This window comes from Marinobacter sp. DUT-3 (genome assembly GCF_050379435.1).
Lineage (GTDB): Bacteria > Pseudomonadota > Gammaproteobacteria > Pseudomonadales > Oleiphilaceae > Marinobacter.
Genome location: NZ_JBNRMG010000012.1, coordinates 87,557 through 107,232, shown reverse-complemented (window position 1 = coordinate 107,232; position 19,676 = coordinate 87,557). Strand labels below are relative to the sequence as shown.

20 protein-coding genes are annotated in these 19,676 nt (G+C 59.1%); 7 read left to right on the top strand and 13 right to left on the bottom strand.

Going from position 1 to position 19,676, the window contains the following annotated elements; genetic code table 11:
* Window positions 1-160: 160 nt before the first annotated feature.
* Window positions 161-2,080: a biosynthetic arginine decarboxylase gene (speA, locus tag ACQUWM_RS16490; RefSeq protein WP_428922865.1), complete on the bottom strand. Its 1,920-nt coding sequence runs from the start codon at window positions 2,078-2,080 to the stop codon at window positions 161-163.
* 201 nt (window positions 2,081-2,281) lie between these two features.
* Between speA and speE the strand changes: the two genes are divergently transcribed.
* Together speE and ACQUWM_RS16480 are read left to right on the top strand one after the other, a co-directional pair.
* A complete protein-coding gene (gene speE, locus ACQUWM_RS16485; protein ID WP_407001384.1) occupies window positions 2,282-3,163 on the top strand; it encodes a polyamine aminopropyltransferase in 882 nt (293 codons plus the stop codon).
* Window positions 3,164-3,256: 93 nt separating this feature from the next.
* Entirely contained in the window at window positions 3,257-3,451 is a 195-nt protein-coding gene (locus ACQUWM_RS16480) for a DUF6316 family protein (RefSeq protein ID WP_407001383.1), read from the top strand.
* 71 nt (window positions 3,452-3,522) lie between these two features.
* Here ACQUWM_RS16480 and ACQUWM_RS16475 read toward each other — a convergent pair whose 3' ends face one another.
* Together ACQUWM_RS16475 and glnK are read right to left on the bottom strand one after the other, a co-directional pair.
* Window positions 3,523-4,791, bottom strand: a complete 1,269-nt coding sequence (locus ACQUWM_RS16475; RefSeq protein WP_428922864.1) for an ammonium transporter — start codon at window positions 4,789-4,791, stop codon at window positions 3,523-3,525.
* A gap of 70 nt (window positions 4,792-4,861) precedes the next feature.
* Window positions 4,862-5,200 carry a P-II family nitrogen regulator gene (gene glnK / locus ACQUWM_RS16470; RefSeq protein ID WP_004578958.1) on the bottom strand — a complete coding sequence of 113 codons (339 nt, stop codon included), beginning with the start codon at window positions 5,198-5,200 and terminating at the stop codon, window positions 4,862-4,864.
* Between the two features lie 386 nt (window positions 5,201-5,586).
* Here glnK and ACQUWM_RS16465 point away from each other — a divergent pair, with 386 nt between their 5' ends.
* The 3 genes from ACQUWM_RS16465 to trmB all read left to right on the top strand — a co-directional run bounded on the left by ACQUWM_RS16465 (window position 5,587) and on the right by trmB (window position 8,225).
* A complete protein-coding gene (locus ACQUWM_RS16465) occupies window positions 5,587-5,841 on the top strand; it encodes an accessory factor UbiK family protein (protein ID WP_407001381.1) in 255 nt (84 codons plus the stop codon).
* Between the two features lie 69 nt (window positions 5,842-5,910).
* Complete coding sequence (locus ACQUWM_RS16460; protein ID WP_428922863.1) at window positions 5,911-7,434, top strand: YifB family Mg chelatase-like AAA ATPase; 1,524 nt, start codon at window positions 5,911-5,913, stop codon at window positions 7,432-7,434.
* 74 nt (window positions 7,435-7,508) lie between these two features.
* The gene (trmB, locus tag ACQUWM_RS16455) at window positions 7,509-8,225 is read left to right on the top strand and encodes a tRNA (guanosine(46)-N7)-methyltransferase TrmB (protein WP_407001379.1); all 717 of its coding nucleotides are present in this window, start codon (window positions 7,509-7,511) and stop codon (window positions 8,223-8,225) included.
* A gap of 17 nt (window positions 8,226-8,242) precedes the next feature.
* On the opposite strand, the gene ACQUWM_RS16450 is transcribed toward trmB, so the two are convergent.
* From ACQUWM_RS16450 to ACQUWM_RS16405, 10 genes are all read right to left on the bottom strand, one after another.
* Window positions 8,243-8,776: a hypothetical protein gene (locus ACQUWM_RS16450; RefSeq protein ID WP_407001378.1), complete on the bottom strand. Its 534-nt coding sequence runs from the start codon at window positions 8,774-8,776 to the stop codon at window positions 8,243-8,245.
* Window positions 8,776-9,927 (bottom strand): radical SAM family heme chaperone HemW, encoded by a 1,152-nt coding sequence (gene hemW, locus ACQUWM_RS16445; RefSeq protein WP_407001377.1) that lies wholly within the window; start codon window positions 9,925-9,927, stop codon window positions 8,776-8,778. Before hemW ends, ACQUWM_RS16450 begins: the two co-directional genes overlap by 1 nt.
* Window positions 9,924-10,541, bottom strand: a complete 618-nt coding sequence (gene rdgB, locus ACQUWM_RS16440) for an RdgB/HAM1 family non-canonical purine NTP pyrophosphatase (RefSeq protein ID WP_428922862.1) — start codon at window positions 10,539-10,541, stop codon at window positions 9,924-9,926. Before rdgB ends, hemW begins: the two co-directional genes overlap by 4 nt.
* Complete coding sequence (locus ACQUWM_RS16435) at window positions 10,541-10,990, bottom strand: DUF4426 domain-containing protein (RefSeq protein WP_428922861.1); 450 nt, start codon at window positions 10,988-10,990, stop codon at window positions 10,541-10,543. Before ACQUWM_RS16435 ends, rdgB begins: the two co-directional genes overlap by 1 nt.
* Window positions 10,984-11,592 carry a methionine biosynthesis protein MetW gene (gene metW / locus ACQUWM_RS16430; RefSeq protein WP_407001374.1) on the bottom strand — a complete coding sequence of 203 codons (609 nt, stop codon included), beginning with the start codon at window positions 11,590-11,592 and terminating at the stop codon, window positions 10,984-10,986. The genes ACQUWM_RS16435 and metW overlap by 7 nt, the downstream gene beginning before the upstream one ends.
* Window positions 11,589-12,737, bottom strand: coding sequence for a homoserine O-succinyltransferase MetX (metX, locus tag ACQUWM_RS16425; RefSeq protein ID WP_428922860.1), 1,149 nt, complete (start codon window positions 12,735-12,737; stop codon window positions 11,589-11,591). Before metX ends, metW begins: the two co-directional genes overlap by 4 nt.
* A 120-nt stretch (window positions 12,738-12,857) precedes the next feature.
* Window positions 12,858-14,822 (bottom strand): dynamin family protein, encoded by a 1,965-nt coding sequence (locus ACQUWM_RS16420; RefSeq protein WP_407001372.1) that lies wholly within the window; start codon window positions 14,820-14,822, stop codon window positions 12,858-12,860.
* Between the two features lie 234 nt (window positions 14,823-15,056).
* A complete protein-coding gene (locus ACQUWM_RS16415) occupies window positions 15,057-15,638 on the bottom strand; it encodes a YggT family protein (protein WP_407001371.1) in 582 nt (193 codons plus the stop codon).
* Between the two features lie 15 nt (window positions 15,639-15,653).
* The gene (proC, locus tag ACQUWM_RS16410; protein WP_428922859.1) at window positions 15,654-16,484 is read right to left on the bottom strand and encodes a pyrroline-5-carboxylate reductase; all 831 of its coding nucleotides are present in this window, start codon (window positions 16,482-16,484) and stop codon (window positions 15,654-15,656) included.
* 62 nt (window positions 16,485-16,546) lie between these two features.
* Window positions 16,547-17,251 carry a YggS family pyridoxal phosphate-dependent enzyme gene (locus tag ACQUWM_RS16405; RefSeq protein ID WP_428922858.1) on the bottom strand — a complete coding sequence of 235 codons (705 nt, stop codon included), beginning with the start codon at window positions 17,249-17,251 and terminating at the stop codon, window positions 16,547-16,549.
* A 147-nt stretch (window positions 17,252-17,398) separates the two neighbouring features.
* Between ACQUWM_RS16405 and ACQUWM_RS16400 the strand changes: the two genes are divergently transcribed.
* Together ACQUWM_RS16400 and ACQUWM_RS16395 are read left to right on the top strand one after the other, a co-directional pair.
* The gene (locus ACQUWM_RS16400) at window positions 17,399-18,433 is read left to right on the top strand and encodes a type IV pilus twitching motility protein PilT (RefSeq protein ID WP_407001368.1); all 1,035 of its coding nucleotides are present in this window, start codon (window positions 17,399-17,401) and stop codon (window positions 18,431-18,433) included.
* A gap of 91 nt (window positions 18,434-18,524) precedes the next feature.
* Window positions 18,525-19,646: a PilT/PilU family type 4a pilus ATPase gene (locus ACQUWM_RS16395; RefSeq protein WP_407001367.1), complete on the top strand. Its 1,122-nt coding sequence runs from the start codon at window positions 18,525-18,527 to the stop codon at window positions 19,644-19,646.
* Window positions 19,647-19,676: the final 30 nt, after the last annotated feature.

The following is a 19,676-nucleotide window of genomic DNA, read 5'->3' as shown; positions in this document are numbered from 1 at the left end:
GACGCTCCTTGACTGTTGCATGATTTGAGCATGTTCTGGACATTATTCTATGCACTCGTCTCGGGTTTGTCAGTTCCGTGATGTACGAGCTGACCCTCGTTGCGGATCAGCCGTTTTCTTCAGAACTGTCGGGACAAGCACCTATGGCCAGGGTGCGGCGTTATTCTTCCAGGTAGGTGTAGCCGTCAAGTCCGCCTTTCAGTTCATTGAACAATCGGGTTTGTTCATCAGCGGGGAGGCTGCTGGCGCGGAACTGATGCTGGTAGGACTTGAGCAGGGCCTCAGGTTCGAAGTTCACGTAACGCAGCACCTTGGCGACGGTATCTCCGGTGGTGGCGTCACTGACGGTGTATCCCTCGGCGCCATTGCCATGGACATCGACGGAATGAGTGTCTCCAAACAGGTTATGCATATCGCCCAGGATTTCCTGGTAGGCGCCGGTCATGAAGAACCCCATCAACAGAGGTTCGCCAGGTTTGTTCTCCGGCAGTGGCAAAGTGGTCTCGACACCCTGACCATCCACGTAGCGATCGATCCGGCCATCGGAGTCACAGGTGATGTCCTGAATCACTGCGCGACGTTGCAAGGGCCGGTCCAGTCCATTGATGGGCATGACCGGGAAAATCTGATCAATGCCCCAGACATCCGGCAGTGACTGAAACAGGGAAAAGTTCACGAACAGCTTCTCGGCGAGCTTTTCGTTCAGTTCGTCGATGATCTCGCGGTGCGCCCGGTTGGCACTGTCCAGTTGGGATCTCAGCAGCCGGCAGCTGCAGGTATACAGGGTCTCGGCGTTCGCTCGTTCGTCAAGGGACAGCAGGCCGTGGGCAAACTGGGCGTGAACATCGGCCATGGCGTGGAGTACATCATGGTAGATTTCCGCCAGTGAACGGGGTGAGCCTTCATCGTTGAGGCTCTGCAGATCGCGCCACAGATCCTGCAGCGGTGCGGCGGCGTCGGCCCCGGGCTGAGTTGGCACGCGGGCGTCGGGGATTTCCTGGTCAATCACGTTGGTGACCAGCACGGAGTGATGGGCCGTTAACGCCCGGCCGGATTCGCTGATCAGATCCGGGTGGGGGATGCCGGCGCGGTCGCATTCCGCCTGCAGGATATGGACAACATTGTAGGCATACTCGTGGACGCTGTAGTTCATGGAGCAACTGCTGCGCGAGCGCGTGCCCTCGTAATCCACACCCAGACCGCCTCCGATATCCACGGTGCCCACGGGAGCGCCCATCTTGCGCAATTCGCTGTAGAATCGCGCACTCTCCCTGAGGCCGGTCTGGATGTCGCGAATGTTGGCGATCTGGGATCCCAGGTGGAAATGCAGGAGTTGCAGGGCATCCAGTGCGTCCGCCTCGCGGAGGGTCGCCACCACATCCAGTACCTGGCTGGCGGACAGGCCAAATTTGGATTTTTCGCCCCCGGTATTCTGCCAGTTGCCCTTGCCGATGGTGGCCAGGCGGGCGCGTACACCAATCAGCGGCGAAACACCGAGGTTTCGTGATTCCTCCAGAATGAGAGGCAGCTCGGATTGTTTTTCCACCACAATGAAAACCCGGTGCCCCAGTTTCTGACCGATCAGTGCGAGGCGGACGTACTCGCGGTCCTTGTAGCCGTTACAGACAATCACCGATCCCGGCTGGCGTGACATTGCCAATACGGCCATCAGCTCTGGTTTGCTGCCCGCTTCCAGGCCGATCTGGTTGTTGCTTGCGGCCGGCTCGGCCCTCAGCAGTTCCTCCACTACGCGACGCTGCTGGTTGACCTTGATCGGGTACACCGCGGTGTATTGCCCCTGGTAGCCGTGTTCCGACGCGACTTTGTTGAACGCGCCGCACAGCTTGTTCACCCGGTCGTGGAGAATGTCGGTAAAACGGATCAGTACTGGCAGCTGGATACCCCGCGCAGTCAGGGTGCGGGTCAGTTCCGGGAGGTTGATGCCGTCGCCTGTAGCGTCACCGTGGCCCCGGTCTGGCCGTATGAGTACTTCTCCACGATCATTCACGTCGATATAGCCATCGCTCCAGTGGGCGATGTTGTACACCTGGTGGGCGGCGCTTCTGGTGGCTTGGGTCATTGCGGTCATCCTGTACAGAATCCGGGCCGGGCACATGCCGGCGTATGGTCGCCATTGTAGGGATTACGCTGCCGCGCTAAAAGAACCGCCTGTGGAAAATACGTGGATGGTCATGAGCTATAGTGCTTTAGCTGAGGGCCCGGCACACCTACAATACCTGCAATATGACTTTGGCTCTCCGAGCAACACGAGGAACTCACCATGACGGCATTGAACGAAAACTGGTTTACCGAGGTATTCCAGGACCAGGGAACGGCATTTTCCCTGCAGGTTAAGAAAAAACTGCACGAGGAGCAGAGCAAATTCCAGAAGCTGGAGATCTACGAGACCGAAACGTTCGGAAACCTCATGGTTCTTGATGGCTGCGTGATGCTGACCACCCGGGACAACTTTCTCTACCACGAGATGATGACCCACCCGGCGCTGTTTACTCACCGTGACCCGAAAAAAGTGGTGATCGTGGGTGGCGGTGACTGCGGCACGCTGAAGGAGGTGCTGAAGCACCCGGGCGTTGAGGAAGCCTGGCAGGTAGAGATTGATGAACGGGTGACCCGGCTGTCAGAGAAGTATTTCCCGGAACTCTGTGAATCCAACGACGACCCTCGCGCCAACTTCTTCTTTGGCGATGGTGTTGAGTGGATGCGGGATGTGGAGCCCAACAGCATCGACGTGATTATTATCGACAGCACCGATCCCGTGGGCGCCGCGGAGGGGCTGTTTGCCCTCGATTTCTACCGTGACGCCATGCTGGCCCTTCGTGATGGCGGCATCCTGGTCCAGCAGAGCGAATCGCCACTGCTGCATACCGATACCATCATCAAGACGATGCATGAAGATATGGAGAAGGCCGGATTTGATCACATCCAGACACTGCCATTCCCGCAGCCGGTCTACCCGACCGGTTGGTGGAGCTGCACCATGGCGGGGAAAGAAAAACCGGTGCAATATTTCCGTGAGGAGGATGCCGATCAGCGGCCCTTTGTGACCCGTTATTACAATGTAGGCACGCATCATGGGGCCCTGGCGATGCCGCAGTTCATGGTAGATGCGCTGGAGGATCGCGTTGTTCCCGGCGAGGGCTGATGGTTTTCGCATTCCTGCGAATCTTGGCTAAACTGCAAAAGTGATCAGTAATTGATCGACGTTAACCGTTCGGTTGTAGCTGGAGAGCAGGATATGGATGTTAGAAAAGGTGAGCAGGAGCGAAACTGGTTTCGCAGTGATCGGTTTACCACGGTCAATGGCCAGTGGTTCTTTCAGACCCGGGAGGGCTCGTTTGAAGGGCCGTTCGACAATGTGAATGAGGCGCAGATGGAGCTGCTGCTTTATTTGCGCCACTCGGAAGACGACATCTTCCGCAATGCGATTTGACCTCAGATTGGCTGATAAACAAAAGGGGCGCTCTACGGAGCGCCCCTTTTGCGTTGCATTGTCGGCAGTCTTTATTTGCTGCTGACAAACTCCGGATAGGCTTCCATACCACACTCGGACAGGTCGACGCCTTCGTATTCGTCTTCGTCGCTGACCCGCAGGCCAACCACGGCCTTGATGATGCCCCACACGATCAGGCTGGCAACGAACACCCAGACGAAGATGGTGATGGCGCCGACGATCTGGCCGATGAAGCTGGAGCCGTCGTTGGTGACCGGCACCAGCAGCAGGCCGAGCAGACCACACACGCCGTGTACCGAAATCGCGCCGACCGGATCGTCAATCCGCAGCTTATCCATGGTGACGATGCTCAGTACGACCAGTACGCCGCCGAAGCCGCCAAACAGGGTTGCGGTCAGGGCGCTGGGAGTGGAAGGCTCGGCAGTGATAACCACCAGGCCGGCCAGGGCGCCGTTCAGCAGCATGGTCAGGTCGGCCTTGCCAAACATCAGGCGTGCGGTGATCAGCGCAGCGATGGCGCCACCAGCGGCTGCGGCATTGGTGTTCAGGAACACCATGGCGACGGAGTGGGCGCTGGCAATATCGCCAAGCTTCAGTACTGAGCCGCCGTTAAAGCCGAACCAGCCCATCCACAGGATGAACGTACCGAGGGTGGCCAGTGGCAGATTGGCGCCCGGGAAAGCGCGGATCTCGCCGTTCGGGCCGTACTTGCCTTTACGGGCACCCAGCAGCAGAACACCTGCCAGAGCGGCGGCGGCACCGGCCATGTGAACAATGCCGGAACCGGCGAAATCGCTGAAGCCCAGATCGGCCAGACTGTACATGCCGAATACGGAAGCGCCGCCCCAGGTCCAGGCGCCTTCCATCGGGTAGATGAAGCCAGTCATCACAACCGCAAAGAACAGGAATGCCCAGAGCTTCATGCGCTCGGCCACGGCACCGGATACGATGGACATGGCGGTCGCAACGAAAACAACCTGGAAGAAGAAGTCAGACGCGCCAGAGTAGATGGAGCCGCCTTCGAAGCCGTCTTCACGGCCAGCGTAGTCACCAAGGACACCGGCCACGTCAACGTCGCCCATGCCGGTGAGGAAGATATTGCCGCCGTACATGATCGCGTAACCGCAAATCAGGTACATGGTGCAGGCCACTGCGAACAGGGCCACGTTCTTGGTCAGGATTTCCGTGGTGTTCTTGGCGCGTACCAGGCCGGCTTCCAGCATGGCAAAGCCAGCGGCCATCCACATAACTAATGCGCCGCACACCAGAAAATAAAATGTATCTATAGCATACTGCAGGTGAAAGATATTGCTTTCCATTTGAAGCCCTCCGCACGAGGCTTTTCAGGTTATAAGTTTTTTGCGTTGGCTATCGGAATTCAGGCTGTTATCAGACCGCTTCTTCGCCGGTTTCACCGGTCCGGATACGGATCGCCTGTTCGAGTTCTGTCACGAAGATCTTGCCGTCACCGATCTTGCCGGTGTTGGCAGCCTTGGTGATCGACTCAATAACCTGGTCCAGCAGGTTGTCACCGATGGCGACTTCAACCTTGACCTTGGGCAGGAAGTCCACCACGTATTCCGCGCCACGATAGAGTTCTGTGTGGCCTTTCTGCCGCCCGAAGCCTTTCACTTCGGTGACGGTTACGCCTTGCACGCCAATCTCGGATAGTGCCTCACGGACATCATCCAATTTGAAAGGCTTGATGATCGCTGTCACAAGTTTCATTGCTTTCTCCTTGGTAAAGCCGTCCCAACAGTGAGGGCCCATTGGCCGTTTGTGTTGAGGTCGGGATGCTGCCACCTCGCACACCAATTGTGCGGATTGCGTACGAGGTTTATTGCATCGGGTGTGCCAACGCAAAAAAGTTTCATAATTTCATGTTGTTAGAAATATTGCGCTCCAGTTTGGAACATTATGCTGCACCAAAAAAGAGCACTGGTTCTCACGGCGAGCCAATTTGGCGCACCGTGCAAACCGTCCAGCGGCGCTATTATACTGCGGACAGGGCACAGTATGGCAGGGCCGGCGATGTGTTACACTCCCGCAACTCCGTTCCGGGTGACTGATCGTCGGTTAGCGCCGGAACCCGTCGATGCCAGAGAGGTGATGTTGTGAAAGGTCCGCAGGATTTCTTGACCCAGCTCCAGGGCCAGTTTGGCCAGTTCGTGCCCGATATGGCCCGTGCGGCCCGGGAAGATTTCGAAACCCAGGCGAGGGCAACGGTGATGTCGGTGCTTTCCCGCCTTGAGCTGGTGACCCGTGAAGAGTTTGATGCCCAGCAGGCGGTGTTGATGAAAACCCGTGAAAAGGTGGAGGCGCTTGAGAAGCGCGTGGCGGCACTGGAAAGCAAGCTGCCAGAAAGCTGAATTTGCCCCGGGATGGGCCTGCGTGCCCATCCATTGAACACCGAATGAATCTGACCACGGAAGGTCGTTATGTTAGCTATTGTTCATTCCCGCGCCAGTATTGGCGTGTCCGCACCTGCAGTAACCGTTGAAGTGCACCTGTCCGGCGGATTGCCGGCCCTGTCCATTGTCGGGCTTCCGGAGACCGGGGTTCGGGAAAGCAAAGAGCGGGTCCGCAGTGCCCTGCTGAATGCTGGCTTCGAGTTCCCCGCTCGTCGTATCACCATCAATCTTGCCCCCGCCGACCTGCCGAAAGAAGGTGGCCGCTTCGACCTGCCGATTGCCCTGGGCATTCTTGCGGCTTCCGGCCAGATACCCCCCGAAAGCCTGACTTCCTGCGAGTTCGTCGGGGAGCTGTCGCTGGATGGGGCATTGCGCCCCCTTAAAGGCGTGCTGCCGGCCGTACTGGCAGCACGAGAGGACGGCCGGCGATTGCTGGTGCCGCAGGCGAATGCCTCCGAGGCGGCCCTGGCAAGCCAGGACGATGTGCTCTCCGCGGCCCATATGCTGACCGTGTGTGAGCATTTGTGTGGCAGGGCAACGCTGGTGCCGGTTCCGCCGGCGTCCCTGGATGAGGGCGCCGTCGCCGGGCCGGATCTGGCGGATGTCAGGGGGCAGAGTGTGCCAAGACGTGCGCTGGAAGTGGCGGCCGCAGGCGCTCATAACCTGCTTTTCTTCGGTCCGCCAGGCACCGGGAAAAGCATGCTGGCCAGCCGGTTGCCCGGTATCCTGCCGCCACTGACCACAGGGGCCGCGCTGGAGGTGGCCAGCGTCCACTCGATTGCCGGGTTGCCGGTACGGGATGGCTATTGGCGGCAACCACCGTTTCGTTCGCCCCACCACACCGCATCCGCCGTCGCCATGGTGGGGGGTGGCAGCAGCCCCCGCCCGGGAGAGATCTCCCTGGCCCATCGCGGCGTACTCTTCCTCGATGAGTTACCGGAGTTCGGGCGGCAAGTGCTGGAGGTATTGCGGGAACCCATGGAGAGCGGGGAAATCTCCATCAGCCGCGCGGCGCGGCAGGTGAGCTTTCCCGCCCGCTTCCAGGTGGTGGGGGCAATGAATCCCTGCCCCTGCGGCTACAACGGTCACCCGACCATCGAATGCCAGTGTACGCCTCAACAGGTCATACGCTACCGGGGCAAGGTCTCCGGTCCGTTACTGGATCGCTTTGACCTGCACGTGGAAGTGCCGGTTCAGGGCGGAGACGTGCTGATGCAGAAACAGGCGGATGGCGAATCCAGTGAGGTTGTCAGGGCAAGGGTGGCCCGGGCCCGGGAGCGTCAGCTGCAACGGGGCACGATCAATGCCGGCCTTGCTGGTAATGAACTGCACCGCCACTGCCGCCTCGATAGCGGTGGCGAAGCCCTGTTGTCGGACGCCATGGAAAAGCTTGGGCTCTCGGCGCGGGCACTGCACCGGATTCTACGAGTAGCGCGAACGCTGGCGGATCTTGATGGGGTCGATACCATTGGCAATGGCCATCTGGTGGAAGCGCTTGGGTATCGCAAGCTGGACCGGCAGCAATCACGAAATTCGGTTGTGTCGGCCTGAAACGATCCACTCTGGTAAACTGTGCGGTAATTTCTTCAGAACCAGAATCCGCTTCCTGCGGTTGAGGACTCCAGATGACCGATGAAAAAGATCTGTCCAACGATTCTCCGGTAACGACGCGCCGGGGTATTCGCAGTTTCGTGTTGCGCCAGGGCCGGATGACCGAGGGCCAGAAAAAGGCGTACGAACGTAGCTGGCCAGTCTACGGATTAACCCGCGAACACGGCATGATTGATCCGCGCCAGGTATTCGGGCGCGATGCCATGCTCAACGTGGAAATTGGCTTCGGTATGGGCAAGTCCCTCGCTGATATGGCGGAGGCCGCACCCGAGCAGGATTTCATTGGCGTGGAAGTGCATTTGCCCGGCGTTGGTGCGCTGTTGAAAGAAGTGGAAGATCGCAAGCTCGAGAATGTGCGGGTGTACTCCATTGACGCCAACGATGTCATTGATCTGTGCCTGCCCGATGCCTGTCTTGATCGGGTCATGGTGTTTTTCCCCGACCCCTGGCACAAGAAGCGTCACCATAAGCGACGCCTGATTCAGCATGACTTTGTTCAGCGCATTCGCCACAAACTGCGGGTTGGCGGTGTGTTGCACCTGGCAACGGACTGGGAGAACTACGCCGAACACATGATGGAGGTTATGAGTGAGGCGGAGGGGTTCGCCAATGCCCAGGAGCCGGGTCAATTCTCACCACGCCCGGATGACCGCCCCATCACCAAGTTCGAGAAACGTGGCGAACGCCTTGGTCACGGGGTCTGGGACCTGCTTTTCCATCGCACCAACTGACGTCGAATCCTCAGGCGTCACCCGTGAGCGAGTGGGTGGCGTCTGGCGGCGCGGATAATCACCAGTCCCGCGATCCCCAGCATCAGTCCGGTGAACTTGATCAGTGCACAGAGGGTCGCCGACAGGCTGATGGTATCGGTTGGCGGGTTCAGGTTGTTCAACAGCAGAATATTTTCCAGTCCATCGCTGGCGCCGGCGGTGACAAACAATGCCTTGACCCACCGTGCCACATTACGCTCCCGCACTCCGGGGCGATCCCGCATGATCAGGTTGGTTACCATCAACAGCGTGATGACGTAGGCGGGGATGAGCAGGAAGTCCAGCCACAGGGAAAGGTGTGCCCAGAACATGGCGTCGCCGCGCCAGCTACGCAAAATGGCCATGGAGTGATCGGCGGTGGCGGCGAGCTGGAAGCTGACGATGCCCTGGGGCGCCGAGCCGGTTTGCAGGGGCTGGTTGATAGCCAGCAGGGCTACCAGCAGCGTAACGGTGACGACCAGGCCCAGTTTCAGTTTTTTGGGCAAGGATCGGATGATGCTCGGAATGTCCATTACAAAAAACGCTCCAGCAAGCTGTTCAGATACCTCTGACCAAGCTCGGTGGCTTTGATCCGGTCAGGGGTCAGCAGGTTTTCTTTTCTTAACTGTTCAAGTTTTACCGCAACCGTGCTCAGGGGTAAACCTGTTCGTGCACTAAATAACTGGTCGTCCACGCCTTCGGTCAGTCGCAGAGCGTTCATCAGGAATTCCAGTGGCAATTCGCTGGTTTCGATGGTCTCGCTGCCGGCGGTGCGACTGCCGATACGGTTCAGGTAAGCCGACGGTTGCCGGGTTTTCCAATATCGCGACTGTTGCCCGGGGCTGGTGATCTTGCCATGGGCGCCGGCGCCTAGCGCCAGATAGTCGCCAAAGGTCCAGTAGTTCAGGTTGTGGCGGGAAGCCATGCCGGGGCGGGACCAGGCGGACACCTCATAATCGGTGTAACCATGGCGTCGCAGGTAGTCTCCGCCTTTCTCGTAGATGTCCCATAAACGATCGTCATCCGGCAGTACTGGTGGGCGGCTGTAGAACTCGGTATTGGGTTCCAGGGTCAGCTGGTACCAGGAAACGTGGGGCGGCTCCCAGGCCAGGGCGGCTTCGAGATCCGCAATGGCATTTTCCGGTGTCTGCCCCGGCAGCCCGTGCATCAGGTCCAGGTTGAAGTTGTCAAAGCCTGCCTGTTTGGCGGCCCTGATTGCGTCGTGGGCAGCCCGGTCATCGTGAATGCGCCCCAGAACTTTCAGGTGCTCCGGGTTGAAGCTCTGGATGCCCAGGGACAGTCGGTTAATGCCGGCATCGCGGAACCCTTCAAACCTTGCCTGTTCCACGGTCCCGGGGTTGGCCTCCAGGGTGATTTCGGCATCGGGGCTGAAGTCCAGGCGCTGCCTCAGGCCCCGGAAAAGATTCTGGTAGAAGGCCGCTGACATCAGTGAAGGCGTGCCGCCGCCGATAAAAACGGTCTCGATACGACGCCCTCCGGTCAGGGCGAGATCCTGATCCAGGTCTTCCAGCAGGGCGTTCAGGTAACGGTCTTCCGGAATGTCCCCCTGCAGGGCGTGGGAGTTGAAGTCGCAGTAGGGGCACTTGCGAACGCACCAGGGTACGTGGATATACAGGCTCAGAGGCGGAAGGGTGACATCCGCCTCGGTGGAGGCGGATGTCACGGAGTGTCCGCCCTGGCCTTTAGCTGTTCAAGCAGCTGGGCCAGCGCGCGGCCGCGATGGCTGATGCGGCCTTTCTGTTCGCGGCTGAGTTCCGCGGCGCTGCAGTGGGTCTCTGGAACCAGGAAAACCGGGTCGTAGCCAAAACCACCTTCGCCGCGGATGTCCCTCAGAATAAGCCCGGGCCAGCGACCGTGACAGATGATGGGCGTGGGGTCATCGGCGTGGCGAAGATACACCAGAACGCAGTGGAACTGGGCGCCCCGCTGGTCATCCGGAACCGAAGACATGGCATCTAGCAGGGCGCGCACGTTGTCGGCGTCACTGGCATTTTCGCCGGCGTAGCGGGCCGAGCGGACACCGGGTGCACCGCCAAGGGCGTCGACCGCAAGCCCGGAATCGTCCGCCAGTGCCGGCAGCCCGGTTTCCCGGGCGGCGTGGCGGGCCTTGAGGATGGCGTTCTCGACAAAGGTGACGGCGGGCTCCTCGGCCTCGCTGACGCCAAGCTCGCCTTGTGCCACGGGTTGCACGCCAAGCGGGCTCAGCAGACTGGTAAGCTCCGCGATTTTGCCTTTGTTGTTGCTGGCAATGACCAGCTGTGTGTTGGTTTCAGTCATCAGTCGTTGAACAGTGTTTGGGCAAATCGGATGGGAAGATCCTGGCCGGCGCCACTGGGGCGGGCAGTGATCTGGAAGGTCATCAACTCCGCAGAACGGTACTGGTATTCTGCGATGAAATAGACGGCGTCGCCCTCCTGTATGCGACGGAACGCCAGGAACTTCGGTTGCTGGACGTCATTCAGCGCTTTGCCTTCGACCTGTCCGGAAACCGTTTGCAGCGCTCCGTTTTCCCCTTCCTGCATAATCGCGATATTGACGATGCCAATGCTCTGGCTGCGATTGAGGTTGTTGGACCTGGCCACTTCGGGATCCAGGAATGTGCTCGGAAAGACACTGTAATGCACCTGGTACTCACCAAAGTCCTTGGAGCCGGCGGCATGGGCCATTGAACTGATCAGGGTAAGGCAGATCAGCGCGGCAGCCTGCCAGATTCGGGAACTCAGCATGATGTTTCCTCCCGTGTAATACGGTATATGGCGATCTCTCCCAGCATATTGGGCCAGAGGCGGGCCAGCCAGCTATTCTGGTGCTGTCCATCCACCACCCGCCGACTCTTGATGCGGATGCTCTTCTGGCGGCACAGGGCTTCGAAATCATGGAACGTGCACAGCCTTATGTTGGGCGTGTTGTACCACTTGTACGGCAATGCCTCCGATTCCGGCATGCGCCCTTTCAGGGTCAGCCCCCATCGCAGGCGCCAGTGGGCAAAGTTGGGAAAGGTGACAATGCCTTCCCGGCCCACCCTGAGCATTTCATCCAGCACCATGTCCGGTCGCCTTACGGCCTGCAGGGCCTGGGTCATCAGGACGGTGTCGAAGGTGCGGTCGTCGAAGTTACCCAGTCCCTGGGTATCCAGATTCTGTTCGATCACCGAAACGCCACGGCTCATGCAGGTGGTGATGTGGTCCGGGTTGATCTCCAGGCCAAAGCCGGTGGCGCCGCGTTCACGCTGCAGGAAGTCCAGCAGGGTGCCGTCACCGCAGCCCAGGTCGAGCACCCGGTTGCCGGGTTTGACCCATTGCTGAATGATTTCCAGGTCTGGTCTCATGCACCCACCTCCCGTGCGACACGATCCATGTAGGCAGTGAAGATATCAGTGTACCTCGGCGTGGGAATCAGGAAGGCATCGTGCCCCCAGGGCGCGTCGATTTCCGCGTAACTCACCCGCTTCCTTGCCGCGATCATGGCGTTGACGATTTCTTCGGATCGGGCCGGGGTAAAGCGCCAGTCGGTGCTGAAGGACAATACCAGGTATTCACAGTTGGAGGGCGCCAGCGCCTTGGACAAGTCTCCGCCATACTCGTACGCCGGGTCGAAATAATCGAGTGCGCGGGTCATCAGCAGGTAGGTGTTGGCATCGAACATCTCAGAGAAACGTTCGCCCTGATAGCGCAGGTAACTTTCCACCTGGAATTCGGCGTCATAGCCGAACTTGTAGGCCTGATCCCGCAATTCACGGCCGAATTTTTCACCCATGGAGGCATCGGACAGGTAGGTGATGTGGCCCACCATCCGGGCCAGCATCAGGCCGCGGCGAGGCACGGTATCGAAATCCTGGTAACGGCCATCGTGAAACTCACGGTCTGAGGTGATGGCCTGCCGCGCCACTTCGTTGAAGGCGATATTCTGGGCCGTCAGGCGGGGAGTGGAGGCAATTACCACCGAATGACGCAGCCGGTCGGGGTAATCGAGGCTCCACTGCAGTGCCTGCATGCCGCCAAGGGAACCGCCCACGACAGCGGCCCAGCATTCGATGCCGAGCCGGTCCGCGAGCAGGGCCTGACTCTGTACCCAGTCGCTGACGGTAATCACCGGGAAATCCGGTCCGTAGGGTTTGCCCGTCTTCGGATTGACGCTGTTGGGGCCGGTGCTGCCATGGCAGCCTCCGAGGTTGTTCAGGCTGACCACGAAGAAACGGTTGGTATCAATGGGTTTGTCCGGGCCAATGCAGGCGTCCCACCAGCCGGGCTTGCGCTCATCCATGGAGTGATAGCCAGCGGCGTGGTGGTGACCGCTCAGGGCGTGACAGATCAGTACGGCATTGCTGGCATCGGCATTGAGAGTGCCGTAGGTCTCGATCACCAGATCGTAACTATCCAGCGTTTGTCCACACGCCAGCGTAATGGGCGCGTCGAAATGTAGTGTCTGCGGGGTGACTATCCCGACAGAATCCGTTGGCAGGGAATCGGGCATCGGCGCGACAGGTTCCTGGTTCAGTCAGTAAAAGTCTGGAACAACGCGGGGAGAGCGGTTGCCAGCCCAGCAGTTTAAAGGCCGGTCCTCGTGGCTGCAACCGCAGGATGATCGGGCGCCTCAGACAGCGCCCGATATGTTCACAACCTTTTGCTGAATCAGTGTGGGGGCGGGTTTGCGAATCTGTCGGTGCATGGCGTCCGCCAGTTCCAGCTGCCGGCGCAGGTCCGCGATCGTGTTCTGCAGGCGCTCCCGTTCGGCACGGCTGTCGCGGTCACTGCGAACCATGTCCTTGAGGCGACGGATCTGGTGCTCCAGCAGCTGCTTCTGCTCCATCGAGTACTGCATGATCGGTAGCAGGGCTTCGGAGGGCCAGCGCTCCACGTCGGCCTGAGCCCGCTGGTGCAGGGTGCGGGCTTCATTGACCATAACGTTGAAGAAGCGTCTGACCAGCACGGATTGTTCGGTCAGCAGGTTTTTGGGATTGACGCGGAAGCGCCTGGCTTTCTTACGCAATTCCCTGACCGCGATCACATGCCGACCGGAGCGCAGGGGGATGGGCTCAAGGTGGCGTGCGCGGGTGTCCTCGTTATAACGCCGATAGATGGCACCGACCATTTTCTCCGCCAGGTGGCCTTCGCTCATCAAGTTGTTCAGGTCACTTTCCAGTAACTCGAAGAAGTGATCCATGCCACGGTTCATACCGGCTGTCGTCCAGCTTTTCGACATCGACTGGCGGACTTTTTCCGCATGGCCCTCAAAGCGCTTCTGGTTGACCAGTTTTTTCAGCATGTCGCCCTGGGAGTCCATAAGCCGGCGGCTGGAGCGCAGGGTGATAAGCTTCTTGTAATAGAACTCGTAGTCTCTTTGTGCCCGATCGGCCAGGCGGCGTAACGCTTCTTTGTCCATGGTGGCGCCGGAGCAGGCTTCCAGCTCCTCCCCGAGGGCATCAAGCCGGGTCTGCATGGCGGCCTGACTGTTCTGGAGCATGCCCAGCAGATCATTGATCAGGCTCTGGGTGATCAGCTCTTCCTTGTGCATCAGAATACGTCTGATGATCAGTTGTTCAAGCTGTCCGAGATTGGAGCGTTCAAACAGGTCGCTGTTCTGCCTGACGCGGGCTGTAAGGCCCTGCTTGGCGGAGAGCGGGATCACGTCATTGTTGTGAATGCCCAGGTGGTCCGCGGTGTAGTTGCGGACGCGGTCAATGGCTTCACGGGTGTGGTGTTCGCCCTGAAGATCGTCCCAAAGCACGTCAATCTTGTTGAGTACCGCGAACCGACCGGCTCGGTGATCGGCGTGTTCGGTGTCGATGTGCTCCTTCCAGATGGTCATATCGCTGGCGGTAACGCCGGTGTCGGCGCTGAGCAGGAAGACCACTGCATGGGCCCGGGGCAGCATACTGATCGTCAGTTCCGGTTCCGACCCCAGAGCATTCAGGCCGGGTGTGTCGAGAATGCGCAGGCCGCGTTCAAACAGCGGGTGGCGGATGCTGATCTGGGCATTGCGCCAGGCAGGGACCAGGACATTGCCGGGGTGATTGCGATCATGCTCCAGCATGTCTTCGTCGAAACCCAGGTTGCGGGCTTCATTGGGTGTCACGCTTTTGACCCGGGCCACTTCCGCCAGCACTTCCCGCATCACTTCGGGATTGCGTTCGTCCAGATCATGCTTGACCCAGCGTTCCGGCTGCTTGCGCAGCTGATGCAGGGACAGCTCCCCGGTGCGGGTTTCGATGGGAAGCAGCAGCAGGTAATTGGCATTGGCCGTGCGATCGAAGAACAGCTCCGTCGGACACATGGTGGTGCGTCCGGCCTGGGATGGCAGCATGCGCTGGCCATACTCGGAGAAGAACAGGGCATTGATCAGTTCGGTTTTGCCACGGGAGTATTCCCCGACAAAAGCAATGGTCAGCTCGTCTTCGATCAATAATTCCAGGCCATGCCGGATACGGCGGCTCACATCCTCTGAGAACAGGTCGTTGTCCTGCAACCACAAGCGGTAACGGCCGATCTGGCGGATCAGTTCCTTTTTCCAGTTGTGGTAGGCCTCTACCTGCTGCGACAGAGTTCCTTGTTTTTTCATCGGAATTTCCTTCTGCGCGACTTCCGGGTAACGGTGTTGGTGCACGGGTTAATGGCGAACTATAGGCAATGTTATCCCAACTGTTGTGGGTTTCTTTGGGCGTGAAAACAGGTGTGTATAGCAGAGCGGCATGTGTTGGTCAAAAAAAGCCGCCGAATCAGTAGGATGAGTCGGCGGCCCGGATGCGATGCTTTGTGTAGAGAACTGTAACGAAGTGTATATTCGGGACGTGGTTTACATTCCGGCGAGGGCGCCCATGCCCGCGGCGATCTTCATGTGGTTAATGACCACCGATATCACGTTCAGCAGCAGGAACACGACAATGGGGGACAGGTCCAGGCCGCCCATGGACGGTATCACGTTACGGACCGGGCGCATGACTGGCTCTGTAATCTGCGCCACCAGCTGAATCGCGGGATGATGGCTGCCCGGAGCAATCCAGCTGACGACCACCACGGCAATGACTGACCAGAAGTAGATCTTGACCACCAGATCAAGCACGTTCAGGGCGGCCCATACGAGCAAGGTGAGCGGGTTGATGCTCGGCATGCCGCCGTTCAGTGTCACCAGGATCAGCAGAAACGCGATGGCCTGGATGACGATCGCCAGCACCAGTGCGGCGCCATCAATGCCGCCCCAGCCCGGGATGACACGTCGGAGGGGACGAAGCAGCGGGTTGGTGGCTTTCACCACAAACTGGGAAATGGGGTTGTAGAAATCCGCTCTCGCCAGCTGCAGTAAAAAGCGCAGCAGGACAATCGTCATGTAAAACGTTGAGGCGATGAGCAGGATGGTGATCAGAATGTCAGCCAGCATGAAGCCTTGTCTCCGTTATTGGTTAGCCAGTTCTTTGGCCATTTCTTCAGAGCGTGAGAAAGCGGCGGAATAGGCTTTCTTGACCAGATCCCGCAGGCCGCCATCCTCAAAGGCATGGATCGCGCGTTCTGTGGTGCCGCCGGGGGACATGACGTTGCGCTTCAGTTGGGCGGGATCATGTTCGCTGCGACCGGCCATTTCCGCGGCGCCAGCCATGGTCTGGATCGCCAGCTGACGGGCGGTCTCCGGGGCAATGCCGGCTGCCGTGGCGGCTTCTTCCAGGGCTTCGAGCATCAGGAAAAAGTAGGCAGGACCGCTGCCCGAGAGGGCGGTGACGGCGTGCAGCAGGGATTCCTCATCAACCCAGAGGGCGGAACCGATGCTGTTGAAGACGGTTTCGACCGTCTGCTTCTGTTTGTCGCTGACCTGATCGTTGGCAAACAGCCCGGCAGCGCCCTTGCCAACCAGGGACGGAGTGTTGGGCATGACCCGCGCCAGCGGCAGGCCGCCGCCAAGCCACTCGTCGAGCGTACCGGCTTCCAGGCCGGCGGCAATGGACACCATCAATGGTCGCGTGTTCTGCACCACCGGGGCGATATCGCGGCAGACATCCGCCATGACCTGGGGTTTCACCGCCAGAATCACCATGTCGGCCTGCTGTGCGCAGTAGCGGTTGTCCGTGGTCACACTGACACCGAAGCGCTTGCGAATGGATTGCAGGTGACTGTCGTCGGGAGCGCTGACCCAGATATCGGCTCCCTTGAAGCCGTTGTCCAGCATACCGCCAATGATGGCGCTGGCCATGTTGCCTGCCCCGATAAACGAAATGGTTGGTGATGTGCTCAAAGTTCACTCCACAAGTTGATCTGTTATTGATCCGGCCCCGATGATAACAGGAACTGAACGATTCAGCTCTTTGCTGCCCGTTCGCCGAAGAGGGCCGTGCCAACGCGGACCCAGGTTGCCCCTTCCCCTATGGCTGTTTCCATATCCCCGGACATGCCCATGGAAAGTGTGTCCAGAGGGCCTGCTTCAGGATGATCCTGGCGCAGGGCTTTCAAGGCGTTGGCCAGGCTGCGGAAACTGGTCCGCAGCTGCGACTCTGGCTGGTCGGGATCTGGGATCGCCATCAGCCCGCGCAGTGAGAGGCGGGGCAGTTCGCCAACGGCGCTGACCAGTTCGTCCAGGTCCTCAAGGGCGCACCCGGATTTGCTCTCTTCATTATTGATATTGACCTGCAGGCAAATATTCAAGGGCGGCAGGCCGGCGTCCCGCTGCTCGTTCAACCGGCGAGCAATTTTCAGGCGGTCAACGCTGTGTACCCAGGAGAAAGCCGTGGCAATCTGGCGGGTCTTGTTGGACTGGATGGGGCCGATGAAATGCCAGTCAATCCCTGGCAGATCCTCAAGCGCCTCGATCTTGTCCAGGGCCTCCTGCAGGTAGTTCTCGCCAAAGGCCATCTGGCCGGCTGCCACGGCTTCCCGGACATCGTCTGCCGAGCGGGTTTTGCTGACTGCCAACAGGTGCACAGATTCGGGAGCCCGCCCGGCCCTCAATGTTGCTTTTTGTATGCGTCGGGTTACGCTCCCGATGTTGTCTGCTATGCTGCTCATAGTGTGAATCCGCCGATTCCGGTCTGTCACTGTCTTGCTGACACGTTACCCGCAGGTTACTGAAATGCCAAGTGATCCTGAATGCGGGATCCGCACCGGAGCCGGCTTCAGACCGGGATAAAAGAAAAACGCCTTCCGAGGAAATCTATGGATATTACCGAACTGCTTGCCTTCTCGGCCAAACAGGGTGCGTCTGACTTGCACCTGTCCGCCGGATTGCCCCCGATGATTCGTGTTGATGGCGATGTGCGCCGGATCAACCTTCCGCCCATGGAGCATAAGGAAGTCCATGGGCTGATCTACGACATCATGAACGACAAGCAGCGGAAGGACTACGAAGAATTTTACGAGACCGACTTTTCCTTTGAGGTTCCCGGTGTCGCCCGTTTCCGTGTCAACGCCTTCAACCAGAACCGCGGCGCCGGTGCGGTATTCCGGACCATCCCGTCCAAGGTGCTGACCATGGAAGACCTGGGCATGGGGCAGGTCTTCAAGGACGTGTCCTCGGTTCCCCGGGGGCTGGTGCTGGTGACCGGCCCGACCGGTTCCGGTAAGTCCACAACCCTGGCGGCCATGATCGACTACATCAACGACAGCCGTTACGAGCACGTGCTCACCATCGAGGACCCGATCGAATTCGTGCACGAATCCAAGAAGTGCCTGGTCAACCAGCGGGAAGTGCATCGGGACACCCTGGGCTTCAACGAAGCGTTGCGCTCGGCGCTGCGGGAAGATCCCGACATCATCCTGGTGGGCGAATTGCGGGACCTGGAAACCATTCGCCTGGCACTGACCGCGGCGGAAACCGGCCACCTGGTATTCGGCACCCTGCACACCACCTCCGCCGCGAAGACCATCGACCGAGTGGTCGACGTGTTCCCGGCCGAGGAGAAATCCATGGTTCGTTCCATGCTGTCGGAATCCCTGCAGGCGGTCGTCTCCCAGACCCTGATGAAGAAAATGGGCGGCGGCCGGATCGCTGCCCACGAAATCATGATCGGCACATCGGCGATTCGTAACCTGATTCGGGAAGACAAGATCGCCCAGATGTACTCGTCTATTCAGACCGGCGGTTCCATTGGTATGCAGACTCTGGATCAATGCCTGGAGCGCCTGTTGCAAAAAGGCCTTATTTCCCGCGAAGCGGCAAAGGCCAAGGCAAAAATGCCAGACAATTTCTGATCTGTCTGGCAGGCACGAACAACGCTTGCGGGCGCGGATAGCTTCACCCGGTGCGCCCTTGCACCGAAGACTGACGAATAGGTAATAAATCATGGAATTCGAAAAACTGTTGCGGCTGATGGTGGAAAAAGGCGGTTCAGACCTGTTTATTACCGCCGGTGTGCCTCCCAGCATGAAGGTGAACGGCAAGGTCCTCCCGGTCACCAAGAACGCCCTGACGCCGGAGCAGACCCGGGAGTTTGTCTACGGTTCCATGAACGACAAGCAACGGGCCGAGTTCGAAGAAAGCCACGAGTGCAACTTCGCCATCAGCGCCCGGGGTATTGGCCGTTTCCGGGTGAGCGCGTTCTTCCAGCGTAATCTGTGCGGCATGGTGCTGCGCCGGATTGAAGTGAAAATCCCGCAGATTGACGACCTTGCCCTGCCGGAGGTGATCAAGGACCTGGCGATGACCAAACGGGGCCTGATCATGTTCGTGGGTGCCACCGGTACCGGTAAGTCCACCTCGCTGGCGGCCATGTTGGGACACCGTAATCGCAACAGTCGTGGCCATATTATCTCCATTGAAGACCCCATCGAATTCGTGCACCAGCACCAGGGTTGTATCGTGACCCAGCGGGAAGTGGGGATCGATACCGAAAGCTTTGAGGTTGCCCTGAAGAACACACTGCGTCAGGCGCCGGATGTGATTCTTATCGGTGAGGTGCGCACCCGTCAGACGATGGAATACTCCGTGCAGTTCGCGGAAACCGGTCACCTGTGCCTGGCCACGCTGCACGCCAACAACGCCAACCAGGCGCTGGACAGGATCATCCAGTTCTTCCCGCCGGAGCAGCACAACCAGATCTGGATGGACCTGTCCCTGAACCTCAAGGCCATCGTGGCCCAGCAACTGATCCCCACGCCGGACGGTCAGGGCCGCAAGGCGGTGATCGAGGTGCTGATCAATACGCCGCTGGTGGCGGATCTGATCCGCAAGGGCGAAGTACACAAGCTCAAGGAGCTGATGTCCAAGTCCAACGAGTCCGGTATGCAGACCTTCGATCAGGCGCTTTACAAGCTCTATGCCGAAGGTTCGATTACCTACGAGGATGCTCTGGCCCATGCGGATTCCGCCAACGACCTGCGTCTGCTGATCAAGCTGGGTACCGACGCCCAGGGCGCTGATCAGTTGTCGTCGTCCGTGGATAAGCTGTCGATTCAGGACGATTGATCAACTGGCAATCGAATTAGACTTTAGTCT

Excerpts from the sequence above, each read along its gene's own strand:
- speA (WP_428922865.1), bottom strand. The coding sequence starts at position 2,080 with ATGACCCAAGCCACCAGAAGCGCCGCCCACCAGGTGTACAACATCGCC.
- speE (WP_407001384.1), top strand. The coding sequence starts at position 2,282 with ATGACGGCATTGAACGAAAACTGGTTTACCGAGGTATTCCAGGACCAG.
- ACQUWM_RS16480 (WP_407001383.1), top strand. The coding sequence starts at position 3,257 with ATGGATGTTAGAAAAGGTGAGCAGGAGCGAAACTGGTTTCGCAGTGAT.
- ACQUWM_RS16475 (WP_428922864.1), bottom strand. The coding sequence starts at position 4,791 with ATGGAAAGCAATATCTTTCACCTGCAGTATGCTATAGATACATTTTAT.
- glnK (WP_004578958.1), bottom strand. The coding sequence starts at position 5,200 with ATGAAACTTGTGACAGCGATCATCAAGCCTTTCAAATTGGATGATGTC.
- ACQUWM_RS16460 (WP_428922863.1), top strand. The coding sequence starts at position 5,911 with ATGTTAGCTATTGTTCATTCCCGCGCCAGTATTGGCGTGTCCGCACCT.
- trmB (WP_407001379.1), top strand. The coding sequence starts at position 7,509 with ATGACCGATGAAAAAGATCTGTCCAACGATTCTCCGGTAACGACGCGC.
- ACQUWM_RS16450 (WP_407001378.1), bottom strand. The coding sequence starts at position 8,776 with ATGGACATTCCGAGCATCATCCGATCCTTGCCCAAAAAACTGAAACTG.
- rdgB (WP_428922862.1), bottom strand. The coding sequence starts at position 10,541 with ATGACTGAAACCAACACACAGCTGGTCATTGCCAGCAACAACAAAGGC.
- ACQUWM_RS16435 (WP_428922861.1), bottom strand. The coding sequence starts at position 10,990 with ATGCTGAGTTCCCGAATCTGGCAGGCTGCCGCGCTGATCTGCCTTACC.
- metW (WP_407001374.1), bottom strand. The coding sequence starts at position 11,592 with ATGAGACCAGACCTGGAAATCATTCAGCAATGGGTCAAACCCGGCAAC.
- metX (WP_428922860.1), bottom strand. The coding sequence starts at position 12,737 with ATGCCCGATTCCCTGCCAACGGATTCTGTCGGGATAGTCACCCCGCAG.
- ACQUWM_RS16420 (WP_407001372.1), bottom strand. The coding sequence starts at position 14,822 with ATGAAAAAACAAGGAACTCTGTCGCAGCAGGTAGAGGCCTACCACAAC.
- ACQUWM_RS16415 (WP_407001371.1), bottom strand. The coding sequence starts at position 15,638 with ATGCTGGCTGACATTCTGATCACCATCCTGCTCATCGCCTCAACGTTT.
- ACQUWM_RS16405 (WP_428922858.1), bottom strand. The coding sequence starts at position 17,251 with ATGAGCAGCATAGCAGACAACATCGGGAGCGTAACCCGACGCATACAA.
- ACQUWM_RS16400 (WP_407001368.1), top strand. The coding sequence starts at position 17,399 with ATGGATATTACCGAACTGCTTGCCTTCTCGGCCAAACAGGGTGCGTCT.
- ACQUWM_RS16395 (WP_407001367.1), top strand. The coding sequence starts at position 18,525 with ATGGAATTCGAAAAACTGTTGCGGCTGATGGTGGAAAAAGGCGGTTCA.